Origin of the sequence: Caballeronia sp. NCF2, from assembly GCF_023631205.1 — a bacterium.
GTDB classification, from domain to species: Bacteria; Pseudomonadota; Gammaproteobacteria; order Burkholderiales; family Burkholderiaceae; genus Caballeronia; species Caballeronia zhejiangensis.
The window spans coordinates 93,019-119,558 of the sequence record NZ_JALQDN010000069.1; the positions used below are offsets into that span (position 1 = coordinate 93,019).

The window sequence follows — 26,540 nt, forward strand, 5'->3', positions numbered from 1 at the left end:
ACTTCAGCATAGCAACTATTCTTTTTCGGAACAATTCATTTCGTTTATTTTCATCCGAACGGCGTATGAGGCGGCGATCGGCACCTCATTTAAAATAATGTCGACAAATTGATATGGAAATCATGCCGATGGACAAGCCCGACACGCCCACGCTGCGCGCCTTCGCGCTGCTGGAATATCTGGTCCAGGCGGGCAACCCCGTGTCGCTGACGGACATGGCCGACGACATGGGTATGCCGAAGCCTTCGCTGCATCGCATGCTCGCGTCGCTCGAAGCGGGCGGACTCGTGATTCGCGAGCCCGGCGACCGAAACGCGTATGTCGTCGGCCCGCGTCTCGCGCAACTCGGTCTCAACGTGATGACGCACGCGGGCGCACGGCGTTTGCGTCATGCGATCCTCACCCGGCTCGTCTCCGATCTCGGCGAGACCTGCAATCTGACGATGCTGCATGAAAACGAAGTGCTGTATCTGGATCGCGTGGAAGCGCCGTGGCCGCTCAGGCTCGACCTCAAGCCCGGCTCGCATGTACCCGTCTGGTGCAGCGCGAGCGGCAAGCTGCTACTCGCGCTGCAACCGCGCGAGGAACGCAATGCGCTCGTGCGCGCGATGAAACTCGAGCGCTACACCGCAAACACGATCACCGACACGGAAATGCTGGAAGCGGAATTGGACCGCATCGCGAAGAAGGGCGTGGCGATCGACAACGAGGAGTTCGTGCAGGGCATCGTGTGCGCGGCCGCGCCCATCGCCGACGCGCACGGCACATGTATCGCGGCGATCGCCGTTCACGCGCCTGTGTCGCGCACGCCGCTCTCGCGCGCGCTGGAAATGGTGCCGCGTCTGAAGGAAGCCGCGGTGGAGTTGGGCAAGACATTCTGAAGGCCCGTTCCGGATCAGCCGTATAAAAAAACGCAACCGGACGTTCTGAAAATCGTGGCGTCGCCGCCGCTTCCCGGCGTAAAGTAGTCGTAATCCGAAACCAACCGTTCCGTTTCCGATTCATGCGCGACGTCACACATCTCGATCCTTCCGAACACGCCGGCGATGAAGCACGGACGCTTCGCCCGCTTGCCGTGCTCGAACAACTGGCGGCCGCCGGCCACGCCTACACGCTGTCGCAACTGGCGGCGCGCGTACGCATTCCCAAGGCCACATTGCTCCGGCTGATCGATTCGCTCGAAGCGCAGGGCTATGTCACGCACATGCCCGACTCGCGCGGCACCGATCGCGGCATCGCGCTCGGGCCGCGCGCCGCCCAGCTTGCACTCGCCACGCTCGCCAACAATTCGTTCACGCGCGCATGCCGGTCGATCCTGCGCTCGCTCGTCGACGTGATCGGCGAAAGCTGCAATCTCACCGCGCTCGACGGCGATACCGTCCTTTACATCGAGCGCGTCGAAACGGCCGAGCCGCTGCGCTTGCACATGCAGGCCGGCATGCGCGTGCCGCTGCATTGCACGGCGAGCGGCAAGCTGTTTCTTTCGCAGATGCCGCTGGCCGAGCGCCGCCAGATTCTCGGACGCCTCACGCTCACCAAGAAGACGCATCGCACGCTGACTGACCGGTCGTTGCTCGAAGCCGAGCTCGACCGGCTCGCGGCGCGCGCGATCGGCATCGATAACGAGGAGTTCGTGCTCGGCATGGTCGCGGTCGCGGTGCCCATCACCGACGCCTCCACCGGGCGCGCGCTCGCGTGCCTCGCCGCGCATGCGCCGACCGCGCGCGCGAATCTGAACGATCTGCTGCAGGCGGTTCCGCAGTTGCGCGAAACCGCCGTGAAGCTCGCAACGCTAATCGATACGTCCGATGGACTGACGCTCATGACGCGTCAACGCCCCGCCGCACGCTGACTCCGCTTTTCGCCGAACTTGCCGCCGAACTTCCCGCCGAAGCCCGCCGCACGGGCATCGGCGGCGATTCGCCCTTCTTTTGAACGACTTCGTTCCGATTTTTTTAGAGACGAATCATTCCATTTATTCGAAAAACAGGTTGACCGCGGAATCGGCCTGTCCTACGATGTCTTCACGATACGAATTCCGGAACCGAACGTTCCGTTTTATTTCACCCGGAGACATTCATGAGCGAGCACGACCAAGCACGTCCGTCCAAGACCACCCTCGCCGCCACCGGCGCGGCGCCCAGCGGTCCGCAGGCGATGACCCCGTCCGAAGCATTCGTCGAAACGCTCGCCGCCAATGGCGTGACCGAGATGTTCGGCATCATGGGTTCGGCATTCATGGACGCGATGGACATCTTCGCGCCGGCCGGCATCCGTCTCATTCCGGTCGTGCACGAGCAGGGCGCGGGTCATATGGCCGACGGCTATTCGCGCGTTTCCGGTCGTCACGGCGTCGTCATTGGTCAGAATGGTCCGGGCATCAGCAATGCGGTGACGGCCATCGCTGCGGCGTACTGGGCGCACAGCCCGGTCGTGATCGTCACGCCGGAAGCCGGCACGATGGGCATCGGCCTCGGCGGTTTCCAGGAAGCGAAGCAACTGCCGATGTTCCAGGAATTCACGAAGTATCAGGGCCACGTCACGCATCCGGCGCGGATGGCCGAATTCACCGCGCGCTGCTTCGATCGCGCGATGTCCGAAATGGGACCGACGCAGCTCAATATTCCGCGCGACTATTTTTACGGCCAGGTGAAGGTCGAGATTCCGAAGCCGCAGCGTCTCGATCGCGGCCCCGGTGGCGACCAGAGCCTGAACGAAGCGGCCGATCTGCTCGCGCAAGCGAAATTTCCCGTCATCATCTCGGGCGGCGGCGTGGTGATGTCCGATGCCATCGAAGAGTGCAAGGCGCTCGCGGAACGTCTGGGCGCGCCGGTCGTCAACAGCTATCTGCATAACGACTCGTTCCCGGCGAATCATCCGTTGTGGTGCGGCCCGCTCGGTTATCAAGGCTCGAAGGCGGCGATGAAGCTGCTCAGTCAGGCCGATGTCGTCATCGCGCTCGGTTCGCGCCTCGGACCGTTCGGCACGCTGCCGCAGCACGGTCTCGACTACTGGCCGAAGGAAGCGAAGGTCATCCAGATCGATGCAGATCACAAGATGCTCGGCCTCGTGAAGAAGATTTCCGTCGGCATTTGCGGCGATGCGAAGGCGACTGCCATCGCGCTCACGCAACGTCTCGCGGACCGCAAGCTCGATTGCGATGCGACGAAGGATGCCCGCGCGAAAACCATCGCTTCTGAAAAAGCCGCGTGGGAGAAGGAGCTCGACGAGTGGACGCACGAGCGCGATCCGTACAGCCTCGACATGATCGAAGAGCAGAAGGGCGAGAAGCCCTTCAGCGGCGGCCAATATCTGCATCCGCGTCAGGTGTTGCGCGAACTCGAAAAGGCGATGCCGGAAGACGTGATGGTCTCGACGGACATCGGCAACATCAACTCGGTCGCGAACAGCTATCTGCGCTTCAACAAACCGCGCAGCTTCTTCGCGGCGATGAGCTGGGGTAATTGCGGCTATGCGTTCCCGACGATCATCGGCGCGAAGGTCGCGGCGCCGCATCGTCCGGCCGTGTCGTATGCGGGCGATGGCGCCTGGGGCATGAGCCTGATGGAGACCATGACATGCGTGCGCCACAACATTCCGGTGACGGCCGTCGTCTTCCATAACCGTCAATGGGGCGCGGAGAAGAAGAATCAGGTGGACTTCTATAACCGCCGCTTCGTCGCGGGCGAGCTCGACAATCAAAGCTTCGCCGAGATCGCGAAGGCGATGGGCGCGGAAGGCATCGTCGTCGACAAGCTGGAGGATGTGGGCCCGGCGCTGAAGAAGGCCATCGATCTGCAGATGAATCATGGCAAGACGACGATCATCGAAATCATGTGCACGCGTGAGCTCGGCGATCCGTTCCGCCGCGATGCGCTCTCGAAGCCGGTACGCATGCTGGACAAGTACAAGGACTACGTCTAAGTCCTGCCTCACGCCGCTGCGCGCCCGCGCAGCGGCGTTTTCCGACCGACCATCGAGAGCCCGCCATGAAAGCCATGCATCGCATCATCGATCAGGCTCGCGACCTGCCGATGCGCGTCGTCCTCTCCGAAGCCGAAGACACGCGCGTCCTTCAGGCGGCGCAACGCGCGCACAGGGAAGGTATCGCGCGCATCGTGCTCGCGGGTGCGAAAGCGCGCGCGTATCAGGTCGCGGATGGCGCGGGCATCGATCTCGAAGGCATCGAGGTGATCGATCCTTCTCAATCATCGCTTGGCGAACGCTTTTCGGAAGAGCTTTTCGCGTTGCGCGAGAAAAAGGGCATGACGCCCGATCAGGCGCGCGCCGCCGTGCGCGATCCGCTGTGCTTCGCGAACCTCATGGTGCGTATGGGCGAGGCCGACGGATCGGTCTCCGGCGCGCTCAACACGACGGCGGATGTCGTGCGTAACGCGATTCAGATCATCGGCGTTCGGCCTTCATTCAAGCTCGTTTCCAGCTTCTTTCTGATGATGCTCTGCGAGCCCTTTCATACGATGAAAGGCGGCCTCGTCTTTTCCGATTGCGCGCTCGTCGTCGAGCCGAATGCGGAGCAACTCGCCGAAATCGCGATGGCCGCGGCCGACAGCGCACGCAGTCTCCTGATGGAAGACCCGCGCGTCGCGATGCTGTCGTTTTCGACGAGCGGCAGCGCGCATCATGCGGCCGTCGACAAGGTCATCGAAGCGACGCGGCGCGTAAAGGAAGCGCGCCCCGGCCTCGCCATCGATGGCGACGTGCAGCTCGACGCCGCGATCGTCGCCGAAATCGCGATGCGCAAGGTGCATCACTCGCAGATCGAAGGACACGCCAACACGCTGATCTTCCCGAGTCTGGAAGCGGGCAACATCGGCTACAAGCTCGCGGAGCGCATCGGCGGTGCGAAGGCTATCGGCCCGTTGTTGCAAGGGCTGGCGAAGCCCGCCAACGATCTGTCGCGCGGCTGCAGCGCGGACGATATCTTTCACGTAATCGCCGTGACTTGCGTGCAGGCGCAGGCAGCGCGGCATCACCCGGCGTGAGCGCGCAACATGGACACGCGAGCCGATACGGAAGCCTTCGCTCACCCTGAATCGACGGACAGCGCGCCGCTCGCCGAAAGCGCCGCGCGCAACGAAACGCCTACGCTGCGCGCATTCAGCGTGCTCGAACATCTGGTCGCGGCGAAGGGCGCGCTGTCGCTCGCGGAGCTGGCGAACATCATCGAGCAACCGAAGGCATCGCTGCATCGCATGTTGCAATCGCTCGAAGCGGGCGGCTTCGTCGCGCGCGAGCCGGGCCAGAAGAACGCTTACGTGATCGGCCCGCGCCTCGAACGGCTCGGCGTCGACGTGATGATGCACAGCGGCGCGCGGCGCCAGCGTCATGCGATTCTGGAGCGTCTCGTCGCCGATCTCGGCGAAACGTGCAACCTGAGCACGCTGCACGACACGCAAGTGCTTTATCTCGACCGCTGCGAATCGCCGTGGGCGCTGCGACTGGAGCTCAAGCCCGGATCGCATGTTCCCGCGCATTGCAGCGCGAGCGGCAAGCTGCTTCTTTCGATGATGCCGCGCGACGAACGCAGCGCGCTCGTTCGCGCGATGCGGCTCGAACGCTTCACGCCCAACACGCTCGACGATCCGAACCTGCTCGAAGCGGAACTGGATCGCATCGCGAACAAGGGCATCGCCGTCGATAACGAAGAGTTCGTGTTGGGCATCGCCTGCGTCGCCGTGCCGGTTTTCGACTCGCGCGGCAAGTGCATCGCGGCCATCGCCGTGCATGGGCCGGTCTCGCGCATGGCGCTGTCCCGTGCGCTGACGTTCGTGCCGCGCCTGCAGGAAGCCGCCGCCGAGCTCACGGCCACTTTCTGACGCGCCGCAGCATCGTTACTTCGGATGGCGAATCAATAAATCGCGGCTCAGGGACAACCCCAATCCCCCTTCCGCTTCTGAATCGGAATTCGCACTTTCCGTTTCACTTTCGCGAGCTTCCGCGCTTTTCTCTTGGCTTCCTTGCCCGCTTCTTCCACATTGAACGAAACGCAAGCGAAACGATTCGTTCCAAAAGAAGACCTCAGGAGACAGGTGTCATGCAGCAGGAAGTCGATTACGTCATCGTCGGTGCGGGCTCGGCAGGTTGCGTGCTCGCCAACCGTCTGAGCGCCGATCCGTCCAACACCGTGCTGCTGCTCGAAGCGGGCGGGCCCGATGCGAGCCCGTGGATTCATATCCCCGTCGGCTACTTCAAGACCATGCACGATCCCGAGCTCGACTGGTGCTATCGCACGGAACCGGACGATGCCGTCGCAGGACGCAGCATCGACTGGCCGCGCGGCAAGGTGCTGGGCGGCTGCAGTTCGCTCAACGGGCTGCTCTATGTGCGCGGTCAGCGCGAGGACTACGATCGCTGGGCCGAACTCGGCAACGCGGGATGGAGTTACAAGGACGTGCTGCCCTACTTCAGGAAATCGGAAGATCAGGAGCACGGCGCGAGCGAATATCACGGCGCGGGCGGGCCGTTGAAAGTATCGGATTTGCGCTTGCGCCGTCCGATCGCCGATCACTTCATCGCGGCGGCGCAGGAAATCGGCATCCCGTTCAACGAGGATTACAACGGCGCGACGCAAGAAGGCGTCGGCTATTTTCAGCAGACGGCCTACAAGGGCTTTCGTTGGAGCACCGCGAAGGGCTTTCTCAAGCCGGTGCGCGACCGGCGCAATCTTATCGTCGAGACGCGGGCGCAAACGCGCAGGGTGCTGTTCAACGGCAAGGAAGCGGTCGGCATCGAGTACATGCATGAAGGCGTCGTGAAGAAAGTACGCGCGCGTGTCGAAGTGATTCTCGCGGCTGGCGCGATCGGCTCGCCGCAGATTCTGCAGAACTCGGGCGTCGGGCCTTCGAGCGTGTTGAACGGCGCAGGCGTGCAAGTGAGGCACGAACTGCCGGGCGTGGGCCGGAATCTGCAGGATCATCTGCAAGTGCGGCTTGTGTTCAAGACGCGCGAGCGGACGTTGAACGACGAGGTCAACAATCCGCTGAAGAAAGCGCTCATCGGCTTGCAATACGTTATCTCGCGCACCGGGCCACTGACGCTCGCGGCGAGCCAGGTTGCGATCTTCACGCGTTCGTCGCCGGATGTCGCGCGTCCCGACATCCAGTTTCACATGCAACCACTTTCCGCCGACAAGCCCGGACAAGGCGCGCATCCGTTCTCGGCGTTCACGTCTTCGGTGTGTCAGTTGCGGCCGTACAGCCGCGGCAGCGTCGAGATTCGCTCGAACGATCCGCTGCAATATCCCGCGATTCATGCGAATTATCTTTCCGACGAACGCGATCATCCCGTCGTGATCGGCGGCATCAAGGTGGCGCGACGCATCGCGGCGGCGCCTTCGCTCGCGAAGCACATCGTGTCGGAGTTCATTCCTGGTTCGGAGTATCGAACCGATGCCGATCTGCTCGACGTCGCGCGCAAGTTCAGTCAGTCGATCTATCACCCGGCGGGCACCTGCAAGATGGGCAACGATGCATCCGCGGTCGTCGATGAGCGCCTGAAGGTGCGCGGCATCGGACGACTGCGTGTGGTCGATGCGTCGATCATGCCGGAGCTCGTATCGGGCAACACGAATGCGCCTGTCATCATGATCGCGGAGAAGGCGGCCGACATGATTCTCGAAGACCAGCGCTATCAGCACGTCACGCATGTGGAAGACGTAACCCAGGTCGTTGCGGAAAAGCCCATGGCCCATGCAGGCCAAAGAGACTGAGCACAAGTCTCCAACCCATCACGGAGACAAACCATGAACGCACTGCCCCGAACCGATGGCAAACAGATGAGAAAGGTCGTCGTCGCAAGTCTGATCGGCGCGACGATCGAGTGGTACGACTTCTTTCTATACGGCGTGGTCGCCGGCATCGTCTTCAACAAGCTCTATTTTCCAGGCAGCGATCCGCTCATCTCGACGATGCTCGCTTACGGCACCTTCGCCGTCGGCTTTCTCAGCCGGCCGCTGGGCGGCGTGATCTTCGGGCACTTTGGCGACCGCGTCGGCAGAAAGAGCATGCTCGTGATGACGCTGACGATCATGGGCGTCGCGACGGTGTTGATCGGCATGGTGCCGACGTATGCGCAGATCGGCATATGGGCGCCATCGCTGCTGCTGTTTCTGCGCGTGCTGCAAGGCATCGGTCTCGGCGGCGAATGGGGCGGCGCCGTGCTGATGGCGTTCGAATACGCACCCGAGAACAAGCGCGGCTTCTATGCGAGCATTCCGCAGATCGGCCTCGCGCTCGGCTTGTGTCTGTCGTCAGGCGTCGTCGCGGGGCTCTCGCTCATGCTGACCGACGCGCAGTTCCTCGCGTGGGGCTGGCGTATCGCGTTCTTCCTGTCGTTCGCGCTTGTGCTCATCGGCATGTATATCCGCCTGAACGTGATGGAAACGCCGGAGTTCGCCCGCATCCAGAAGACGGGCAGCGAAGCGCGCATGCCGATCGTCGATGTCATCACGAAGTATCCCGGCAATACGCTTGCGGGCATGGGCGCACGCTTCATCGATGGCGTGTTCTTCAACGTGTTCGGCGTGTTTTCGATTTCTTATCTCACCGGCACGCTGCATCTGCAACGCACGGACGCGCTGCTCGGCGTAATGGTCGCCGCGTTCGTGATGATCTTCACGATTCCGTTCTTCGGACGGCTGTCGGATCGCGTTGGGCGTGCGCGCATTTACTTCTGGGGATCGCTTGCGACCGGGCTTTCCGCGTTCCTCGGCTTCTGGCTCATGAAGAATAGCGGCGGCAATACGATGCTCGCGTGGCTCGCGGTCGTGATTCCGCTCGGCGTGGTTTATGCATCGATCTATGGTCCGGAAGCCGCGCTCTTCTCCGAACTCTTCGACGCGAAAGTGCGCTACTCGGGCATCTCGTTCGTGTATCAGTTCTCGGGGATCTTCGCGAGCGGCATCAGCCCGATCATCGCGACGTGGCTCTTGCAACGCAACGGCGGCGATCCGTGGATGATCGCGGGATACTGCCTCGCAGCGGGAATCGTCAGTGCGATGTCCGCGGCGTGGGTCGGGTTGCGGCAGAGAAGGGAGATGGCGTTTTCGGTGCGGGGCGCGAGTTGACTTGCAGCTCAGAAGAAGAGACTCATCAAAAACTTCACCGGCCTGAACGACACCGGCTCGGCGTGCTCGTCGAGCGAGAGCCGGGCGAAATAGACGGCGTATGCGGGCACTTCGCGCCAAATCGAATACGCGTCCATCGCCCTGACTTCACGCGGAAACGCACCCGGCAAGACCTTTGCGCCAAGGCTCTCGAACGCGAGCTGCGCTCGTGGAAGGTGGAAATAGCGAGCAAAGACCCGCACGATGACACTTCGACGCGGTCTCGAGCCGCGCCGCGAGAATGGGCTTTGGCGTGCCGTCATCTTGGAGCGCATTTCGGAAGATCACGGCGACGTCGGCGCGTTCGAAAGGCACGGTGATACGTCGCAGGCAGATCAGCACCATGCGAATCATGGAGGCGCGCATCACGCGGGACTCCCCGCAACGCCAACCTGCCGCCTCAACCATTCGACATCGACGTGCTGCAGATAGCTTCTGATGTTTCCCCACACCGGATGAAATCCATAGCCGCCATGCAGCAACTCATCTTCGGCCTGTTGCCTGGTCCACCCTTGATACACCACGCGATACAGCGCCGATACCAGCCCCGTGCGATCCGCGCCATGCTGACAGTGAATGAGGATCGGACCATCGCGGTCGACATCGCGCAGCGCCTTGAGCGCGGCGATCATGTCCTCGTCCTCGATGTTCCATGTGTTGATACGGATGCGCTGCAGCGCGATGCCGCTGCCTTCGAGAACATCCTCATCGGAATGAAACGAACGGAAGCTGACGATCTTGCGGATACCCAGTGCGCGCAGTTGCACGATATCGGCCGCCGATATCTGCGCGCTCCGATAAAGCGAAGGCGTGATGCGATGAAGATTGTCGACGCCTGCGTACACGATCGGTTCGGCCCAGTTCAGCGGGCGTTCGACCGTCATGGATGCAGACGTGGCCGGAGCGGGCGCTGCCGCCATCTTCGACTGCAGGACGTATGCCGCAGCGATGAAGCCCGCGCCGTAAAACAAAATGCGGAAGACTTTATTCATGCGACGACCGCCCCGTGCCAGGCTCACGCGACAGATGAAACAACACGAGCGCTGCAATGCTCATGGTCCAGTAATCGGTGGGTGCGAACCCGATCCAGTGCTTGTGCCAGGGCACATGAAGCGCATCGAAGCGATCGATGCCGAACGCGGGATTGAGAACGAACCAGAGAAAGTCTTCGATCAGCCAGAACGTCATGACGCATGCGACGATGCGCGCCTCGATGCGCCATGACCATCGACCGAAAAAGATCACGGGCAGATGAAAGAACAACGCGACGAATGGAAAGACCCACGCGTGATACCCCGTCATCGGTCTGCCGCCCCAGAAGATGTCGAGCAACCAGTGATGTTCGATGCGCCATGTCGGCAAGCTCGCGGCCCAACCTGCGTTGCCTTCGATCTGTATTTCGACGTTGGCGAACAAGAAGCCCAGCAGCGCGACCCAGCCGACGAGCGCGAGCGTGCGCCCGCCAGGCACGAGGACACGTGCGTTCATGCCGCCACCTTTGTATCCGGATTGCCGAGCGCATCGCACACCGTATCCAGAACGAAACGTGCTGCATACGGACGCGAGAGCGGCGCGATTCGCTCGCGCATCGCATCGAGCCGGGCCGGATCGTCGAGCAGCGCGCGAACGCGATACTCCAGCGCCACTGCATCGACGGCTTTCAGCGCGACGCCGTGTTCGAGCAGGTAATCCGCATTGCGCTCTTCCTGCCCCGGGATCGGCGAGGTGACGATCATCGGCCGTTTCATTGCGAGGCACTCGGACGTGGTCAGCCCGCCAGGCTTCGTGATGACGAGATCGGAACACGCCATCAGGCGCTCGACGTTGGGCGTGAAGCCGGAAACGTGCAAACGTGCTGGATGGAACGCGCACAGTTTTCGCAACGCGGCGCGCATCGCTTCGTTGCGACCCGCCAAAGCGATCAACTGAAAATCGCCGTCCATGTTCAGCAGACGTTCGGCGAGTGCGTCGAGCGCGCCAAGACCTTCGCCGCCGGACATCATCAACAGAGTCATGCGCGCAGGGTCCAGGCCGCATTGCGCCGCGCACGCCGCGCGGTCGAGAGGCTCGCTGAAGGCGGGCATGACAGGTATCCCGCCGATGTGAACCGATGCCGATGAAACGCCGCGGTTCGTCATGCGCCAGGCGACTTCGTCGTTTGCGGCGAAATATCCCCGCATGCCCGGCACGACCCACATGCGATGAAGATCGAAGTCCGTGACTTGCACCCACACCGGCGTATGGATGTTGCCGAGACGACGTTCACGCGAAAGCAACTCGGCAGGCAGGAAATGCGTGCAAATGATCGCATCGGCGCGATGCCGCTCGATCTCCGTTGTCAGCGCGCGGCAGTTGAGCCGCTCGACCGCGCGTCGAAGACGTTCGCCGAATGATCGTGGCGAAGCGTTGTCCGTCTTCTGATAGAGATAACTCCAGAGGGCCGGCTGGCGAGCGACCAGTTTGATGTAGAACTCCGCGTAAAGCGCCTTGAAACTTGCGGGAACGAAGTCCATGACATCGAGATGCACGGCTTCGACACTTGCGGGATGAGTCTTTGCATACGCGCACAGCGCCTCTGCTGCGCGAACGTGGCCGGCGCCCGCGCTCACGCTTAGAACAAGAACCTTGGGCATACTTTTCGGAAAGCTCGATGGGGTGACTGTTCGATTCGGCTTGGAGATTGCGCCAGCGCGCCGCCGATATCGTCAATAGAACCAACTTACGAAGTCGTCATCCGTGAGAAAACGCAGGCGATTCTATTCAATCGTCGCGCCGCATCCGCTATCCGGGATCATTTTTTACTTCAGCGTCATCGCGCGAACGGATTCGCGGCTAACAGCTCGTCTGCCTTCGGGCTATTTTTCAACTGGCGCGACAGGCAAGCCCCACGTAATATCGACACATCCAATAAACGTTCCACAAGGAGACATGCATGCCCATCCGTCCTACCGCGATGCTTTGGGCGCAGCTCTTCGAGCGCTCGCGGGTCTCGGGGATGAGCCTGCAAAACCAGATCCGCCAGATGATCGTCAATGCGATTCTGAGCGGTCATATCGCGCCCGATTCCGCCTTGCCTTCGAGCCGCGAACTCGCCGATCAGCTCAACGTGTCGCGCAACACCGTCGTGCTCGCGTATCAGCAACTCGTCGAGGAAGGCTACCTCGTCTCGCGCGAACGCAGCGGCCATTTCGTGAATCCGGCAACCGACGAGTTGCAACGCGGCTTCACCGCAGCGGGCGTCGCGGAAACATCGAGCATCGAGACGCAGCAAGGTCATCCCGACTGGAGCGCGCGCATCCGGCACGCCCCGTCGCATCAACGCAATATCGTCAAGCCGTCGAACTGGCAGAGTTACGAATATCCCTTTATTTACGGGCAATTCGACACCGAACTCTTCCCGACGAGCGACTGGCGCGAGAGCTGCATGCACGGCTTGTCGGTGATGGAAATCCGCAACTGGGCGCCCGATCTCATCGAACGCGACGACGAAACGCTCGTCGAACAAATACGCACGCGCGTGCTGCCGCGTCGCGGTGTCTTCGCAATGCCCGAAGAGATCGTCGTCACGAACGGCTGCCAGCAGGCGCTCTATCTCATCGGCGCGTTGTTGTGCGGCACGCAGACGAAAGTCGGCATGGAGAACCCCGGCTATCCCGATGCGCGCAACATCTTCCAGCATCACAACGCGCAAATCGTGCCGCTCGAAGTGGACGGAGACGGCGCCGTCATCGACGATGAAAGCGTGATCGCGCCTTGCGATTACGTGTATGTCACGCCGAGCCATCAATGTCCGACGACCGTCACGATGCCCATCGAGCGGCGACGCAAGTTGCTCGACCTGTCGGTGAAGCATGATTTCATCGTCGTGGAGGATGACTACGAGAGCGAGAACACGTTCTCGGGCACGCCGCATCCCGCGTTGAAGAGCCTCGATACGGCAGAGCGCGTCGTCTATATCGGTTCGCTGTCGAAGACGCTCGCGCCAGGACTGCGGCTCGGTTATATCGTCGCGCCGCGCGAGCTGATACGCGAGCTGCGCGCGCTGCGCCGTCTGATGATTCGTCATCCGGCCGCGTACATCCAGCGCGCCTTCGCGACCTTTCTCGCGCTCGGTCATCACGACACGCTATTGCGCAAGCTCGGGCGCGTCTACAAGGAACGCGCCGAAGTGCTGATGGATGCGCTCGCCACGCATCTGCCGGAATTGCGCGCATCGAACGTGACGGGCGGCGCTTCGTGCTGGGTCGAAGGTCCGCCGTGGCTCGACGCGACGCGTCTCGCGAAAGACGCGCAAGCGCTCGGCGTGCTCATCGAACCGGGCAGCGTGTTCTTCGCCGATCCCGCCGATGGTCAGCGATGCTTCCGCATGGGTTTTTCAGCGATACGCGCGGAGCTGATCGAGCCGGGCGTGCGGGCGCTCGCCCAAGTCGTGCAGCAGCGGCGCCCCTGAACGTGCGCGTCTATTTCCACGGCGCCATCGCGTGAAAGACGCCATCGCGACGCACGAGCGCATGAAACAGCGCCGCCGCGAGATGCACGACGATCAGCGCGAAGAAGCACAACGCGAGGAACCGATGCGCGTTCCAGAGCAGCGTGTGCAACGAATTGCTATGCGGCAAAAGTGACGGCAGGCGATAGCCGCCTATCACGACCGGATAATCCGCCGCCGACAACATGCCATAGCCGAGCAATGGCAGCGCGATCATCAACGCATAGAACGCATAGTGCGATAGATGCGCGGCGAGCTTCATCGGCTCGGGCATGTTCGCGGGCAGCGGCGGCGCACCGCGCGCGATTCGCACGGCGAGACGGATCAGCGCGAGCACGAGTATCGCGATGCCGAGCGGCTTGTGTATCGACACGAGCGTCAGATAGCCCGGCCTCACCGTCGACACCATGCCGACGCCGATGAACAGCATCGACAGAATGCAGATCGCCATGATCCAGTGCAGGGCGCGTTGCAGCGGCGAGAACCGCTCGTTGATCGCGTTCATTGCTGCGCTCCTTGCGAAGGCGTGTGCGGATAGGCCTTGTCCTCGGCGGTGCGTCGATTGAACGATACGGAATAGGCAGCCGAGCGCGCGGCAGGAAACGGATCGTCCGATACGCGCATGCCCGAGGGCAGCACGGTCGGATCGAAGTTGAGATCGCGGCAAGGGCCGTCCGGCTCCGGTTCGATGGCTTTCACGACGAGCGTGCCCACTTCGACCGTATGCCGGTCTTCCGGCCACGCCTTGCTCGGGTCCGCGGTCGGATCGCCGGGATTCGCGACGGTGACGACCATCGCCCAGCGTTGCGGCGCGCCTTGCACGCGCTGCGTGATCTCGGCATCGAGAAAATTCGCGCCCTTCTGCTTCAATTCGTCCGGCGTCAGCGTCTCGGGCTTCGCGGCGGGAACGAAGGACCAGCGCACCGTCTGATCCTGTCCCTCCGCGTTCGTGAAGACGAAGCTGTTGAGGCTGTTGTAACGCTCGTCCGCATACGATGCCGTCCACGGCGCACTGCCGGCCCACGCGCCGAACGCAGCGATCTCCGGGTGCGCGGCGGCGAACTTCTGCATCGACTCGGGATCGCTCTTGTTCGCGAGCGCGCGTTGCAGGTCGAAAAAGGCCTGCGGTGTCGCAACGGGGAAGAACGGCGCATCGATCATCGCGGAGCGCCACTCGCTGCCGTCGGGCATCACGATGCGCAGGCTCAGGCCGCGCACGCGCGCCATCGCATCCGATGCTTTCGGGTCCGGCGTCGCGAGATTGAAGCGCCCCGTGACGGGATACGTACCCGGCATGAACATCCTGGCTTTGGAGATTGCCGCGCCCGAGCCGTTGGATTCGAAATCGCCGCTGAAGCAGATGCCCTTCGCATGATTGCGTCTGAAGCCCGGCACCGCGCCGCCTGGTGGCGCGAGGCTGCCCACGATCTTCGCCGGTGTGAGGCGATTCGGCGTGAGCCAGCCCGCCGTGTAGGCGAAGGCCGCGACCAGCACGGCGACGATGGCCGCGATGAGGATCAGCGCGGGAAGAGGCGAACGCGGGGAAGCGGATTTGTCAGGCATCGTAGTCTCTCGATCAACGATTCTGTTGCACGGTAATCTAGCAGCGTGACGGAAATCGTGCCAGCAACGCGCAAAATTCGCAGATACCCCCGCTTCGCATCGTCTCCTGGTTCGAAAAAGGAAGTTATGGCCTGCCGATAGCCGCTCGCGACAACTTCGCGTTCATCGCAAGTCGAGCCATTGCTTCAATGCGGGATGGCTTTTGATCGAGTCTTCGAGCAATCCGGTTCTCAATGTCCTGCCTTCGGTGTTCATGTGGAGGTCGGTGTTCAGAAACAGTTTGCGGTTGAAGAGAAGCTGGTTCCGGTCGTCGAGCACGGTTCCGAGCGGAGAAATGGCGCTGGCGAATTGCTTCGATGCCTCTTCGACCCGATCCGCGCGCGTCGTGCTCGTCTGCACATAGGGCGTATTGGCGAAGTAGACCGACACGCCCTTGTCGTGCATCGCATGGACGAATCGCTTCAGCACGAGAAAGCTATCCGGGCAGATTTCCGTTTCCTGTTCCGCCGATTCCGGACGTCCCGTGTAATTCGAGCCATCGATCTGCTGCATGTTGCCCAGGCCGTCGAGGTGATACGCGGAATAGGCGAATGATGTCGGCGGCGGCGCATCGATGAATCTCGTCACGATTTCCTGATCGTGAAATGCGCGAAGCCTGTCTTCGATGGATTTCGGAAACCATGTCTCGCGAATTCGAGCCTGCGCGAGTTCGAAGATGAGTCCAGGACCCATCGATGTAATTGCGTCCAGCCGCCGGAATATCGACCACGTCCGCCAGCGGTCGTGATCCCAGGCGATGGCGTTTCGCGCTCTCCAGGTGGCATTCTCCTTGTTGGCATCGTCGCAATAGTATTCGCGCTCCAGTGCGAGAATCACGGTGTCGTCGTTCTCGGCGACGGATGTCACTTCGCCAAGGATTTCATCGAGCGCGAGTCCCGCGTGAAATCCGTAATTCAAAACCGGAATGCCGAGATCCTTGCTCAGTTGCGTCGTGTCCACGCTGAAAAGCACGTTCGATCCGGCCGCTACGATCAGCTTTCGCTGTCCCTTGTAATGCTGCGCGATGCTCCGCTTCACGACCGTCATTTCCCGTACCCAATACTCGCCGGCAATTGGCGCGGGCGCGAGCATCAATGCCGCCGAGAACCAGGCGATCGCGATAATGGCCAGCGACGTCGCGAAGATTTTCAAGTACGTCATGGTCAGAACTCGAAATAGAGAAACTCCGATGGACCCGCTGATCCAATAGCCAGAACCACGACGAAAAAGAGCAACGCCGAAAGACTTGCGGCCAATAACGTGGCGTCGACCCGGCGCGGCAATATCCGGTTCCGGACGCGCGTGAATGAAAGTTCAGCCGACCTGTAGCGCTCCAGCAAACGCTGCAGGTTCGGAAATCCCCACACGAGAACGAAGCCGAACAGCAGCGTGACGAACACCATCGACGGAATGCCGACGGATGGCAGAAAGCCGTCGAAACGCAGCTTCGAACCGAGAACGGGAGCGATATGCCGTTCCAAAGACGCGGGTAGCGAAACACCGTGAAAGCCCGCCATGCCCGCGAGCATGTTCCAGGCGGTCTGAAAGTTCTCGGCCCTGAAGAATACCCATCCCACGACGACGGCTAAAAAGGTCAGCGCTACGCCTGCGATTCGCGCGAACCGGCTCGAACCATCTATTCCCAGACGCGGAGACACGGCGCGCCAGCCGTGATTCACGATCAGATACGCGCCATGCAATCCGCCCCACGCGATGAACGTCCATCCGGCGCCGTGCCACAAGCCGCCCAATAGCATCGTTATCATCAGATTGACGTAGCGGCGCAGCGGGCCGCCGTGTTTGCTTCCGCCGAGCGGTACATACAGGTAATCCCGCAGAAACGCGGATAACGTCATGTGCCAGCGCCGCCAGAAGTCGATGATGCTGGCCGCCTTATAGGGCGAATCGAAATTGATCGGAAGTTTGACGTTGAAGAGCAGTGAGATGCCCACGGCCATATCGCAATAGCCGGAAAAGTCGAAATACAACTGGAGCGTGTACGCGAGCGCGCCCGTCCAGGCTTCGAAGAAAGTCAGCGGCACGCCCGCACTCGCCGCGCTGAAAAGCGGCACGGCGCCTTTGGCTAGCGTGTCTGCAATCAGAACTTTCTTCGCGAGCCCCAGCACGAAAACCGTCAATCCGGCGGATATGTTCTCCGGATTCATCCGGAAGGTTTTCGGATTGCCGAACTGCGGCATCATCTGACTGTGATGCAGCACCGGTCCTGCGATCAGATGCGGGAAATACGTGACGAACAGTAAGTAGTTGACGAAGTTATATTCGCGCGCGATGCCGCGATAGACATCGACGAGAAAGGCGATCTGCGTGAACGTAAAGAACGAGATTCCCAACGGCAGAATGATGTCGAGCGCCGCAAGATTCATCCCCAGCAGATGATTCGATGAATCGATGAGAAAGTTGGCGTATTTGTAGTAGCCGAGCAGACCCAGATCGATTGTTATGGCGCCGATAAGAATCAGCTTCGGATGGCCGCTTTTCCTTTCGCTTTCCCTGCCGATCCACCACGCGGCGGCATAGTTGAACAGGATGGAACCGAGCAAGAGCACGACAAAGCGTGGCGTCCATATTGCATAAAACCAAAGCGACGCCAGCCCGAGCCAGAGCGCAGCGAGCCGATGGCTATAACGCCCGAGCAGAAACGCGCCGACGAAAACCACGGGAAGAAACGCGAAGATGAACGAATAGGAATTGAAAAGCATGCTCGAGACTCCGCGGCAAACGGCGTCCGGGCGTGCATCACCGCGGATGCGTCGTCGTTCGTTGTCGGTCGAACAGGATGCTAGATGCTGAATGGGACGGCGGGCGGCGCTTGGCCGATGTCACCATCGCTTTGGCTGACGGAAAGGGGCACGCCGAAGCCCGGCGCGCTCGCGTTCAATGAGGAATGCGTCGAACTAGCCCGCTTTCAGCACACGCAGGGCCACCGCGCCCGCCGCCTCGCCTTCGGCCGCCTGCTTCGCCTCGCGCATCGACAGATAGCGCAAACAGCACACGCGCAGAAACGACGCGAAGTTGGTCGGCGCTTCGCCGCGCAGCGCGATCAGTTCGTCGTAGAGCTTGACGGCGAACTGGCTCGTCGTGAGATTTTCGCGCCCGGCGATTTCGTGCAGCACGTCCCAGAAGAGATTTTCGAGCCGGACGGTAGTGATCACACCATGAATGCGCAGCGAACGCGTGCGCGATTCATAAAGGATCGGATCGGCGTTGATGTACACCCGACACATGACGTTGATCTCCAGGAAACGGGCCGCCATGCTCGTCGCACGACGGCCGACCGAACAAACTACTCCGCTACGCGATCATCGGCAATCACGTCAAACCCTGCGCTGCTTCATCTGGCCGGCGATGTAGTCGGCCTGACGGATCGCCAGCGTGACGATGGTGAGCGTCGGGTTTTCCGCCGCGCCCGTCGTGAACTGGCTGCCATCGGAGATGAACAGGTTCGCCACTTCGTGCGTCTGGCCATGCGAATTGCAGACGCCGTCGGCGGCTTTCGCGCTCATGCGCGCGGTGCCGAGATTGTGCGTCGACGGATACGGCGGCACGAGATACGTCGCCTTCGCGCCCGCCGCTTCGTACACCGCGCTGCCCTGCTTGTACGCGTGCTGGCGCATCGCTTCGTCATTCGGATGATCGTCGAAGTGGACGTTCGGCACCGGCAAGCCGTACTGATCCTTCACGTCGGTGTTGAGCGTGATGCGGTTCTGTTCGCGCGGCATGTCCTCGCCGACGATCCACATGCCCGCCGTGTACTGATACTGATCCATCGCCGCCGCGAAGTTCGGCCCCCACGAGCCGGGATCGAGAAACGCCGCATAGAAGGGCAGCCCGAGCGAAAGCGTCTCCATGTGATAGCCGCCCGCGAAGCCGCGCTTCGGATCGAACACGGATTCATCCTCGATGATGCCGGCCATCGTCGTGCCCTTGAACATCTCGACCTTGTCGTTGAACACGCCGTAGACCGAGCCTGTCGTGTGCCGCATGTAGTTGCGGCCGACCTGGCCCGAGCCGTTCGCGAGGCCATCGGGGAACTTGCTCGACTGCGAGTTGAGCAGGAGCCGCGGCGTCTCGATCGCATTGCCCGCCACCGCGACGACGCGCGCCCTCTGCCGTTGCAGCTTGCCGTCCTTGTCGTAATAGACGACGCCCGTCGCCTTGCCGCGCGCATCGTGCTCGATCTTCACGACATGCGATTGCGGGCGCAATTCCATGCGGCCCGTCGCCTGCGCGCGCGGCAGTTCGGTATAGAGCGTCGACCACTTCGCGCCCATGCGGCAGCCCTGAAAGCAGAAGCCGCGCTGGAAGCAGTGCGTGCGATCGTCGCGGACCGTGCTGTTGATCGCCATATGGCCGGTGTTGCACTCCTTGTAGCCGAGCTTCGCCGCGCCCGCCGACATCACTTTGAAGTTGTTGTTGCCCGGCAGGCCCGGATTGCCGTTCGTGCGCGTGACGCCCATCTTCTTTTCGGCGCGGTCGTAGTAAGGATCGAGCTCCGCGCGCGTCACCGGCCAGTCGAGCAGATTGGCGCCCTGCACGTCGCCGTAAGTCGTCTTGGCCTTGAACTCGTGCGGCTGAATGCGCAGGCTCGCGCCCGCCCAGTGGACCGTCGTGCCGCCCACGGTCTTGCAGATCCACGCGGGCAGGTTGGGGAAATCTTTCGCGACGCGCCAGTTGCCCGATGTCGTGCGATTGTCGAGCCATGAAAGCTGCTTGAACGCGCTCCACTCTTCCGTCGCGAAATCGCCTTGCGTGTGCATCGCGCCTGCTTCGAGCACGACCACGTCGACGCCCTTCTGCGCGAGTTCGTTGGCGAGCGTCCCGCCGCCCGCGCCCGATCCGATGATCACCACGACGTGATCGTCGTTGTGCCTGAACTGCACCTTGTTGTCCGTGTACATGTCTGTCTCCGTTTTCCATCGGATCGCTCGAATGGGTTAGCTGTCTTTCGGAATCGGACCGCTGTTCGCGAGAGGCGGATCGGGCAGCCATGACAGGTTGTTGAAACCCTGATAGAGATAGCCGCCATCGCCCTTCGATGCGCCATAGCCGAAGTGCTGATACGCCAGCGCGTTGCTGTACAGGGACACGACGGCCGTGCTGCGTACGGTGTTGAAGAACGGCGTGCCCGCGAGCGCGGCGACGTCCTGCGCCTTGTCGTTCGCGCCGCGCCTCGTCCAGTCGGAGCCGGCTTTGGCGTCGAGCTGCGCGACGCCGTCGGCGAGTTGCTGGCGCACGGCGGGATCGGCTTTCGCCTTGGCGTCGAGATCCTTGACGACGAGCGCGTAGACGGCGTCATCGAGTGTTGCGTGCGGATAGATCTGTCGCGTGACTTGCAGCAGCACTTCGCCCTGATGCGTGTCGAGCCCCTGCATTTCGAGCGCCCAGACGCGGCTCGGCGCGAGGCTCGCGAAGATCGAGGTCGCCGCGATGGTGCCGACCAGCACGCCGGTGCCGCGCAGAAATTCGCGTCGCGTCAGTGCGATGTTCGGTGGCGCGGCGATGTCGTCGTGGTCGTGATGCTCTTCACCGTCGTGCGCGCGCCGCTGCGCGACGATCGGGATGATCGTGTCTCGCATGTCTCTCTCCTTGTGGGGCACTGCAACAGCTTATTTATGTGTGTGGTCCCGCGTGATGCCGCTGACTATCTGACTATTCGTAATGTCCATGCCGTTCGAGAACTTCGATCTTGTAGCCGTCCGGATCCTGAATGAAGAAGTAACGCGCGATGAGCGAGCCGTCGTCGTTCTTGAATTCGCGCACGTCGTTGGGTGAGAGACCGAGGCCGATCAGACGCTCGCGCTCCGCCTTCGCATCCGGCACGCTCACCGCGACGTGGCCGTAGCCGTCGCCATGTGTGTATGGCTCGGCGCGTCCCTTGTTCCAGGTGAGTTCGAGCTCGGCGTTGGTTTCGTCGTTGCGCAGATAGGCGAGCGTGAAGTCCGGAAAGTCCAGCCGGTGCGCGACGCCGAGATCGAAAGCCTTCTCGTAGAAATCGAGCGAGCGTTGCAGGTCCTGCACGCGAATCATCGTGTGAATGAGCTTTGACATGAGCGCCTCCCCTTTTTAGTGAAGTTTAGGAAGCCGCGCGCGCAAAGGGTAATGGCCGGTTAAATCGGGCGTAGGCGTTTGCCCGGGGCTTGCGCATTGGCTCGACGCCACATGATCGCAAACGAACATTCGATCGATGAAACGAAACTATTTGTCGCAATTGAGATAAATTTCGGTCGCCGACAGTACGATTGAACGGGCTTTTCGATGTCGAACGTTCGAATTCGATCATCGCGATAGCCGAACAGAAAGGGCACGGCGCGCCGCCGCTCATCGCCCGTCGAGAACAACGGAGACTCAATCTTGAAAACAGTCATCGGCTTGCGCTGGTGGATCATCGCGCTCGTCTGCGCGGGCACGATCGTCAACTATCTTTCGCGCAACGCGCTCGGCGTCATGGCCGCCGAGCTGAAAACGCTCATGAACATGAGCACGCAGCAGTATTCCTATGTCGTCGCCGCGTTTCAGGTCGGCTATACGATCATGCAGCCGGTGTGCGGACTCATCATCGATGTAATCGGGCTGCGGCTCGGCTTCGCGCTGTTCGCGTGCCTCTGGTCCGCGACCGGCATGGCGCACGCGCTCGCCGGCGGCTGGGTGTCGCTCGCGGCGCTGCGCGGACTCATGGGCCTCTCGGAAGCCGTCGCGATTCCGGCGGGGATGAAGGTCGTCGCAGAATGGTTTCCGAATCGCGAGAAGTCGGTCGCGGTCGGCTACTTCAACGCCGGCACGTCGCTCGGCTCGCTGTTCGCGCCGCCGCTCGTCGTCTTTCTTTCGCTGCGCTACGGATGGCAAAGCGCGTTCGTCGTGACCGGCGCGATGGGCTTCGTTTGGGCCGCGTTCTGGTACTGGCTGTATCGCGGGCCGCGCGAGCATCCGAAGATCGGCGAGCAGGAGAAGAACGCGATCATCGAAGGGCAAACGCCCGTGACGAACCGCCCGGGCGAGCAACGCCGCATCCGCGAAGTGCTCGGCACGCGCCGCTTCTGGGCAATCGCGCAGGCGCGCTTTTTCGCCGAACCCGCATGGCAAACCTTCAGCTTCTGGATTCCGCTCTATCTCGCGACCGAGCGTCACATGGACCTCAAGCAGATCGCCATGTTCGCGTGGCTGCCGTTTCTCGCCGCCGATCTCGGCGGGCTGTTCGGCGGCTATCTTTCGCCGTTTCTGATGAAGCGTTTCCGCGTGCCGCTCATCGCGTCGCGCATCGCGGGCGTCGTGCTCGGCGCGTTCATGATGATCGGGCCCGCGTGCATCGGGCTCGTCGCGTCGCCGTATGAAGCCATCGCGCTGTTCTGCGTCGGCGGCTTCGCGCATCAGATGATCTCGGCGCTCGTCAACACGCTCGCCGCCGATGTCTTCGAGCCCGGCGAAGTCGGCACCGCCGCGGGCTTCGCGGGCATGGCGGCGTGGATCGGCGGACTGGGCTTTTCGCTCGTCGTCGGCGCGCTCGCGGATTCGGTGGGCTTCACGCCGCTCTTCGCCGCGCTCGGCGCGTTCGACCTGATCGGCGCGGCGCTGCTCGTCGTGCTGATGCGCGGCGTGACGAGCGACGCGAATCCGCCCGGCGCGGCGCATCGGGCCGCCTGAGATCGAATGAACGGGAGACACATCATGGCCAACTTGAAGAATCGTCCGCGTTTCGCGATTTCGGAGCGAACGGACAACCGCGTCGCGCTGAGTTCCGCCGATGGCGCGGGCATCGAACTGTTCGTCCTCGCCGATGACATCATCCGCGTGCTGGTCTTGCCGCACGGCGAGCTGCGCGGGCCGCGCACCTGGGCAATCGCGCCCGGACAGGACGACGTGCCGCTCGAAGGACGCGACCGCTACGATACGAGCGGCTTCGCGAGCGCACCGTTCACGATGTCGGACGATGAGCAACACGTCGTCATCGAGACAGCGATGATCCGCTTGACGATTGCGCTCGACGGCGGCTTCTGCTCGTGGCAAATCGTGCGCGACCGCCAGTGGCATCACGTCATGAACGATCGCAAGACGCAGGCGTACAACTTCGGCTGGTGGGACGAGCGCGTGTATCACTACATCGCGCGCAAGCCGGGCGAAATGTACGTGGGACTCGGCGAACGCGCGGGTTCGCTCGACCGCGCGAATCAAAGCTACGAGATGCGCAACGTCGATGCGATGGGCTACAACGCCCGCACGACCGATCCGCTCTACAAGCACATTCCGTTCTACGTGACGTGGCAGCCGGAGACATCGACGGGCTTCGGTCTCTTCTACGACACGCTCGCCGATTGCCGCTTCGACATGGGCCGCGAGCTCGACAACTATCACGGGCACTATCGGCACTTCATCGCGGAGCACGGCGATCTCGACTATTACTTCATCGCGTCGCCCGACACGCCGCTTCACGCCGTGCGCCGCTTTACATGGCTGACGGGTCGTCCCGCGTGGATGCCGAAGTGGGGCCTCGGCTACTCCGGCTCGACGATGAGCTACACCGACGCCCCCGACGCGCAAAAGCGCATGGCCGAATTCATCGACCGATGCCGCGAGCACGACATCCTGTGCGATTCGTTCCATCTTTCGTCGGGCTATACGTCGATTGGCGGCAAGCGCTACGTGTTCAACTGGAATCGCGACAAGTTTCCCGATATCGACGGTTTCGTGACGAGCTATCTGCGCGAAGGCGTGCGGCTGTGTCCGAACATCAAGCCGTGTCTGCTGCGGGATCACCCGCTGTTCGATTCCGTCGCCGATGCCGGTCTCCTGATCGAAACGCGCTACGGCGAACCGGCGTGGGTGCAGTTCTGGGACGAAGTCGGCGCGTATCTCGACTTCACGAATCCGCGGACCATCGACTGGTGGAAAGCGCGCGTGAAGGAAAGCCTGCTCGCGCACGGCATCGCCGCGACGTGGAACGACAACAACGAGTTCGAAATCTGGAGCGCGGATGCAATCGCGCGCGGCTTCGGCGAGCCGTTTCCGGCGCGCGAGGCCAAGGTCCTGCAGACGCAACTGATGATGCGCGCCTCGCGCGACGCGCAGCGCGAACATGCGCCCGGCGTGCGGCCGTTTCTCGTATCGCGCTCGGGCGGCGTCGGCATGCATCGATATGTGCAGACGTGGTCGGGCGACAACTACACGTCGTGGGACACGCTGCGCTTCAATCTCAAGATGGGCCTCGGTCTCGCGATGTCGGGCGTGTCGAACAGCGGACATGACATCGGCGGCTTCGCGGGGCCCGCGCCGGATCCTGAACTGCTGTCGCGCTGGGTCGCGTTCGGCATCTTTCTGCCGCGCTTTTCCATCCACTCATGGAACGACGACGGCACCGTCAACGAGCCTTGGATGTATCCGCAAACTACCAATCTCATCGCCGGTCTCATCAAGCTGCGTTACCGGCTGATTCCGTACCTGTACCAACTGCTGTGGCGATCGCATCGCGCGTACGAACCGGTGCTCCGTCCGATGTTCGCCGAATTCCCCGACGATCCGCTCTGCCTCGAAGACGGCGACGACATGATGCTCGGCTCGTCGCTGCTCGTCGCGCCGGTCGTCGAGGCGGCGCAAAGCGAGCGACGCATCCATCTGCCGAAGGGCGCGCGCTGGTCGTCCTACTGGAGCGGCGAAGTCTTCGACGGCGGCCAAACGGTCACGCTGCCCGCGCCGCACGATCGCCCCGTCATGCTGATCCGCGAAGGCCATGTGATTCCGCTGAACATCGCGGAGCAGCACTTCGCGCGTCCCGCCGATGAACGCGCGTTCATCGCGTTGCCTTGCGCGGGCGCCGGCGTCGCGCGCGGCGATTGCATCGAAGACGACGGCGAATCCGAAGCGTGGCGCGACGGCGTGCACGGGCGCTGGCGCGTCGTCATCGAAAGCGATGCGCGAAGCCTGCGCATCGCGATAGAACGCCACGGCGCGATGCCGCGCGTGCAGAACGAAGTCCGCGTGAGCGTGCCCGCATCGGATACGCGCGTCGCGACCTGCGCGACGGGCGAGCTGGCCGGCGAGCGCATCGCGGACGGCTGGCGTCATATCACGCTGCGTCTTGCAGACTGAGCCTCAACACTTCACGGGAAAGTAATCAGCAATGAAGTCCTTGAATCGCGCACGGACGCGCGCAGGCGTCCTCACGTCCATTTCTCTCGCCGTCGCCCTGTTCAGCGGCACGGCGACGGCCCAAAGCAGCGTCACGCTCTACGGCGTCGTCGATAACGCGTTCGCGTATGTCAGCAACCAGCGCGGGCAGTCCAACGTCTACATGAGCCAGGGCAATCTGCAGGCGAGCAAGTTCGGGCTTCTCGGCGCGGAAGACCTCGGCGGCGGCACGAAGGCGATCTTCCGGCTCGAAAGCGGCTTCAATTCGCTGACGGGCGCGCAAGCCAGCGCAAACGCGATGTTCAATCGTCAAGCCTATGCGGGCTTGAGCCACGAGCGTTACGGCACGCTGACGCTCGGCCGCCAGTACACGCCTTACTTCAGCATGGTCGGCGCGCTCGGACCGACGGGCGTGCTGACCGGCGCGACCGGCGCGCATCCCGGCGACGTCGATGCCCTCGACACCACGCTGCGCTTCAACAACGCGGTCACGTATGCGTCGCCGGTGATCGCGGGTCTCGCGTTCAGCGTTCAATACGCGCTCGGCGGCGCGCCGGGCAGCATCGCGAGCGGCAGCAACTTCAGTGCCGCGCTTCGCTACGACTACAAGCCTTTCGCGATCGCGGCGGGCTACGTGAAGCTGAAAGACATCGCGACCAGCCCGGCGCTCGGGAGCTTCGCGATCAACTCGCCGGTGAACAACGGCTACGCGAGCGCACAAAGCGCGCAACTGATCGCGGCGGCGGCGCGCTACACGTACAACGATCTGATGCTCGGCCTCAACTATTCCAACGTGCACTATGCGCCGGGCTCGCGCTCGCTTTTCGCCGATGAAGCCGTGTTCAACAGCTACGGCGCCATCGCCACTTACCGGTTCACGCCCGCGGTGAATGTCGCGGCGGGCTACAGCTACACGCGCGCGAGCAGGGCCAACGGCATCGGCGATGCGGCGCAGTATCACCAGATTTCGTTCGAGGAAACGTACAGCCTGTCGGCGCGCACTACGTTCTATGCGCTGCAGGCGTATCAGCACGCGCGGGGTCAGTCGCTCATCGCGTCGGGCGGAACGGGCGGCGTGGCGATTGCGAATGCCGTGGCGGTCGTCGGCGATTCGCAGAACGCGTCGCCTTCGTCGGGACCGTCGCAGTTCGTCGCGATGGTCGGCATCCGGCACGCGTTCTGATCGAC

General features: G+C 62.4%; 23 protein-coding genes. 11 read left to right on the forward strand and 12 right to left on the reverse strand.

All coding sequences use genetic code 11. The features are described 5' to 3' along the window. Positions 1-128 precede the first annotated feature (128 nt). The 7 genes from NCS02_RS27705 to NCS02_RS27735 all read left to right on the forward strand — a co-directional run bounded on the left by NCS02_RS27705 (position 129) and on the right by NCS02_RS27735 (position 9,085). Complete coding sequence (locus NCS02_RS27705; RefSeq protein ID WP_008346053.1) at positions 129-881, forward strand: IclR family transcriptional regulator; 753 nt, start codon at positions 129-131, stop codon at positions 879-881. Between the two features lie 122 nt (positions 882-1,003). Beyond that, complete coding sequence (locus NCS02_RS27710) at positions 1,004-1,852, forward strand: IclR family transcriptional regulator (protein WP_250520188.1); 849 nt, start codon at positions 1,004-1,006, stop codon at positions 1,850-1,852. Positions 1,853-2,157: 305 nt separating this feature from the next. Beyond that, positions 2,158-3,924 carry a sulfoacetaldehyde acetyltransferase gene (xsc, locus tag NCS02_RS27715; RefSeq protein WP_051078970.1) on the forward strand — a complete coding sequence of 589 codons (1,767 nt, stop codon included), beginning with the start codon at positions 2,158-2,160 and terminating at the stop codon, positions 3,922-3,924. A gap of 65 nt (positions 3,925-3,989) precedes the next feature. After that, the gene (gene pta / locus NCS02_RS27720) at positions 3,990-5,003 is read left to right on the forward strand and encodes a phosphate acetyltransferase (RefSeq protein ID WP_250520189.1); all 1,014 of its coding nucleotides are present in this window, start codon (positions 3,990-3,992) and stop codon (positions 5,001-5,003) included. A gap of 9 nt (positions 5,004-5,012) precedes the next feature. Then, entirely contained in the window at positions 5,013-5,837 is an 825-nt protein-coding gene (locus NCS02_RS27725; RefSeq protein ID WP_250441603.1) for an IclR family transcriptional regulator, read from the forward strand. 218 nt (positions 5,838-6,055) lie between these two features. Beyond that, positions 6,056-7,729, forward strand: a complete 1,674-nt coding sequence (locus NCS02_RS27730) for a GMC family oxidoreductase (RefSeq protein ID WP_250520190.1) — start codon at positions 6,056-6,058, stop codon at positions 7,727-7,729. A gap of 42 nt (positions 7,730-7,771) precedes the next feature. Next, a complete protein-coding gene (locus tag NCS02_RS27735) occupies positions 7,772-9,085 on the forward strand; it encodes an MFS transporter (protein ID WP_372492603.1) in 1,314 nt (437 codons plus the stop codon). Between the two features lie 8 nt (positions 9,086-9,093). Here the strand turns inward: NCS02_RS27735 and NCS02_RS27740 are convergent, their stop codons facing one another. The 4 genes from NCS02_RS27740 to NCS02_RS27755 form a co-directional block, all read right to left on the reverse strand. Next, positions 9,094-9,327 (reverse strand): ElyC/SanA/YdcF family protein, encoded by a 234-nt coding sequence (locus tag NCS02_RS27740; RefSeq protein WP_250520191.1) that lies wholly within the window; start codon positions 9,325-9,327, stop codon positions 9,094-9,096. 162 nt (positions 9,328-9,489) lie between these two features. Beyond that, positions 9,490-10,116 (reverse strand): dual specificity protein phosphatase family protein, encoded by a 627-nt coding sequence (locus NCS02_RS27745; RefSeq protein ID WP_250520192.1) that lies wholly within the window; start codon positions 10,114-10,116, stop codon positions 9,490-9,492. Beyond that, positions 10,109-10,612, reverse strand: coding sequence for a hypothetical protein (locus tag NCS02_RS27750; protein ID WP_250441606.1), 504 nt, complete (start codon positions 10,610-10,612; stop codon positions 10,109-10,111). Before NCS02_RS27750 ends, NCS02_RS27745 begins: the two co-directional genes overlap by 8 nt. Then, positions 10,609-11,757 (reverse strand): MGDG synthase family glycosyltransferase, encoded by a 1,149-nt coding sequence (locus NCS02_RS27755; protein ID WP_250520193.1) that lies wholly within the window; start codon positions 11,755-11,757, stop codon positions 10,609-10,611. The genes NCS02_RS27750 and NCS02_RS27755 overlap by 4 nt, the downstream gene beginning before the upstream one ends. 299 nt (positions 11,758-12,056) lie before the next feature. Here NCS02_RS27755 and pdxR point away from each other — a divergent pair, with 299 nt between their 5' ends. Continuing rightward, positions 12,057-13,574: a MocR-like pyridoxine biosynthesis transcription factor PdxR gene (gene pdxR / locus NCS02_RS27760; RefSeq protein WP_175980320.1), complete on the forward strand. Its 1,518-nt coding sequence runs from the start codon at positions 12,057-12,059 to the stop codon at positions 13,572-13,574. Positions 13,575-13,584: 10 nt separating this feature from the next. Here the strand turns inward: pdxR and NCS02_RS27765 are convergent, their stop codons facing one another. The 8 genes from NCS02_RS27765 to NCS02_RS27800 all read right to left on the reverse strand — a co-directional run bounded on the left by NCS02_RS27765 (position 13,585) and on the right by NCS02_RS27800 (position 21,284). Then, positions 13,585-14,118 carry a cytochrome b gene (locus NCS02_RS27765; protein ID WP_250520194.1) on the reverse strand — a complete coding sequence of 178 codons (534 nt, stop codon included), beginning with the start codon at positions 14,116-14,118 and terminating at the stop codon, positions 13,585-13,587. Further along, the gene (locus NCS02_RS27770; protein ID WP_008346074.1) at positions 14,115-15,176 is read right to left on the reverse strand and encodes a catalase family peroxidase; all 1,062 of its coding nucleotides are present in this window, start codon (positions 15,174-15,176) and stop codon (positions 14,115-14,117) included. Before NCS02_RS27770 ends, NCS02_RS27765 begins: the two co-directional genes overlap by 4 nt. 162 nt (positions 15,177-15,338) lie before the next feature. After that, on the reverse strand, positions 15,339-16,376 hold the full coding sequence (locus tag NCS02_RS27775; protein ID WP_008346076.1) for a hypothetical protein: 1,038 nt from the start codon (positions 16,374-16,376) through the stop codon (positions 15,339-15,341). A 2-nt stretch (positions 16,377-16,378) separates the two neighbouring features. Beyond that, positions 16,379-17,935 carry an MBOAT family O-acyltransferase gene (locus NCS02_RS27780; RefSeq protein ID WP_250520195.1) on the reverse strand — a complete coding sequence of 519 codons (1,557 nt, stop codon included), beginning with the start codon at positions 17,933-17,935 and terminating at the stop codon, positions 16,379-16,381. 195 nt (positions 17,936-18,130) lie between these two features. Next, entirely contained in the window at positions 18,131-18,460 is a 330-nt protein-coding gene (locus tag NCS02_RS27785) for a ribbon-helix-helix domain-containing protein (protein ID WP_033536923.1), read from the reverse strand. A 90-nt stretch (positions 18,461-18,550) separates the two neighbouring features. Further along, positions 18,551-20,134 (reverse strand): GMC family oxidoreductase, encoded by a 1,584-nt coding sequence (locus tag NCS02_RS27790; protein WP_008346081.1) that lies wholly within the window; start codon positions 20,132-20,134, stop codon positions 18,551-18,553. A 36-nt stretch (positions 20,135-20,170) separates the two neighbouring features. After that, positions 20,171-20,812, reverse strand: a complete 642-nt coding sequence (locus NCS02_RS27795; RefSeq protein ID WP_008346083.1) for a twin-arginine translocation signal domain-containing protein — start codon at positions 20,810-20,812, stop codon at positions 20,171-20,173. A 73-nt stretch (positions 20,813-20,885) separates the two neighbouring features. Next, the gene (locus NCS02_RS27800) at positions 20,886-21,284 is read right to left on the reverse strand and encodes a VOC family protein (protein ID WP_008346085.1); all 399 of its coding nucleotides are present in this window, start codon (positions 21,282-21,284) and stop codon (positions 20,886-20,888) included. A 303-nt stretch (positions 21,285-21,587) separates the two neighbouring features. Here NCS02_RS27800 and NCS02_RS27805 point away from each other — a divergent pair, with 303 nt between their 5' ends. From NCS02_RS27805 to NCS02_RS27815, 3 genes are read left to right on the forward strand one after another with little or no spacing between them, the layout of a single operon-like run. Beyond that, the gene (locus tag NCS02_RS27805; RefSeq protein ID WP_008346087.1) at positions 21,588-22,874 is read left to right on the forward strand and encodes an MFS transporter; all 1,287 of its coding nucleotides are present in this window, start codon (positions 21,588-21,590) and stop codon (positions 22,872-22,874) included. A 24-nt stretch (positions 22,875-22,898) separates the two neighbouring features. Further along, on the forward strand, positions 22,899-25,313 hold the full coding sequence (locus tag NCS02_RS27810) for a glycoside hydrolase family 31 protein (protein ID WP_250520196.1): 2,415 nt from the start codon (positions 22,899-22,901) through the stop codon (positions 25,311-25,313). Between the two features lie 31 nt (positions 25,314-25,344). Further along, entirely contained in the window at positions 25,345-26,535 is a 1,191-nt protein-coding gene (locus NCS02_RS27815; RefSeq protein WP_250520197.1) for a porin, read from the forward strand. Positions 26,536-26,540 lie beyond the last annotated feature (5 nt).

Excerpts from the sequence above, each read along its gene's own strand:
- NCS02_RS27705 (WP_008346053.1), top strand. The coding sequence starts at position 129 with ATGGACAAGCCCGACACGCCCACGCTGCGCGCCTTCGCGCTGCTGGAA.
- NCS02_RS27710 (WP_250520188.1), top strand. The coding sequence starts at position 1,004 with ATGCGCGACGTCACACATCTCGATCCTTCCGAACACGCCGGCGATGAA.
- xsc (WP_051078970.1), top strand. The coding sequence starts at position 2,158 with ATGACCCCGTCCGAAGCATTCGTCGAAACGCTCGCCGCCAATGGCGTG.
- pta (WP_250520189.1), top strand. The coding sequence starts at position 3,990 with ATGAAAGCCATGCATCGCATCATCGATCAGGCTCGCGACCTGCCGATG.
- NCS02_RS27725 (WP_250441603.1), top strand. The coding sequence starts at position 5,013 with ATGGACACGCGAGCCGATACGGAAGCCTTCGCTCACCCTGAATCGACG.
- NCS02_RS27730 (WP_250520190.1), top strand. The coding sequence starts at position 6,056 with ATGCAGCAGGAAGTCGATTACGTCATCGTCGGTGCGGGCTCGGCAGGT.
- NCS02_RS27745 (WP_250520192.1), bottom strand. The coding sequence starts at position 10,116 with ATGAATAAAGTCTTCCGCATTTTGTTTTACGGCGCGGGCTTCATCGCT.
- NCS02_RS27750 (WP_250441606.1), bottom strand. The coding sequence starts at position 10,612 with ATGAACGCACGTGTCCTCGTGCCTGGCGGGCGCACGCTCGCGCTCGTC.
- NCS02_RS27755 (WP_250520193.1), bottom strand. The coding sequence starts at position 11,757 with ATGCCCAAGGTTCTTGTTCTAAGCGTGAGCGCGGGCGCCGGCCACGTT.
- pdxR (WP_175980320.1), top strand. The coding sequence starts at position 12,057 with ATGCCCATCCGTCCTACCGCGATGCTTTGGGCGCAGCTCTTCGAGCGC.
- NCS02_RS27765 (WP_250520194.1), bottom strand. The coding sequence starts at position 14,118 with ATGAACGCGATCAACGAGCGGTTCTCGCCGCTGCAACGCGCCCTGCAC.
- NCS02_RS27770 (WP_008346074.1), bottom strand. The coding sequence starts at position 15,176 with ATGCCTGACAAATCCGCTTCCCCGCGTTCGCCTCTTCCCGCGCTGATC.
- NCS02_RS27775 (WP_008346076.1), bottom strand. The coding sequence starts at position 16,376 with ATGACGTACTTGAAAATCTTCGCGACGTCGCTGGCCATTATCGCGATC.
- NCS02_RS27780 (WP_250520195.1), bottom strand. The coding sequence starts at position 17,935 with ATGCTTTTCAATTCCTATTCGTTCATCTTCGCGTTTCTTCCCGTGGTT.
- NCS02_RS27785 (WP_033536923.1), bottom strand. The coding sequence starts at position 18,460 with ATGTGTCGGGTGTACATCAACGCCGATCCGATCCTTTATGAATCGCGC.
- NCS02_RS27790 (WP_008346081.1), bottom strand. The coding sequence starts at position 20,134 with ATGTACACGGACAACAAGGTGCAGTTCAGGCACAACGACGATCACGTC.
- NCS02_RS27795 (WP_008346083.1), bottom strand. The coding sequence starts at position 20,812 with ATGCGAGACACGATCATCCCGATCGTCGCGCAGCGGCGCGCGCACGAC.
- NCS02_RS27800 (WP_008346085.1), bottom strand. The coding sequence starts at position 21,284 with ATGTCAAAGCTCATTCACACGATGATTCGCGTGCAGGACCTGCAACGC.
- NCS02_RS27810 (WP_250520196.1), top strand. The coding sequence starts at position 22,899 with ATGGCCAACTTGAAGAATCGTCCGCGTTTCGCGATTTCGGAGCGAACG.
- NCS02_RS27815 (WP_250520197.1), top strand. The coding sequence starts at position 25,345 with ATGAAGTCCTTGAATCGCGCACGGACGCGCGCAGGCGTCCTCACGTCC.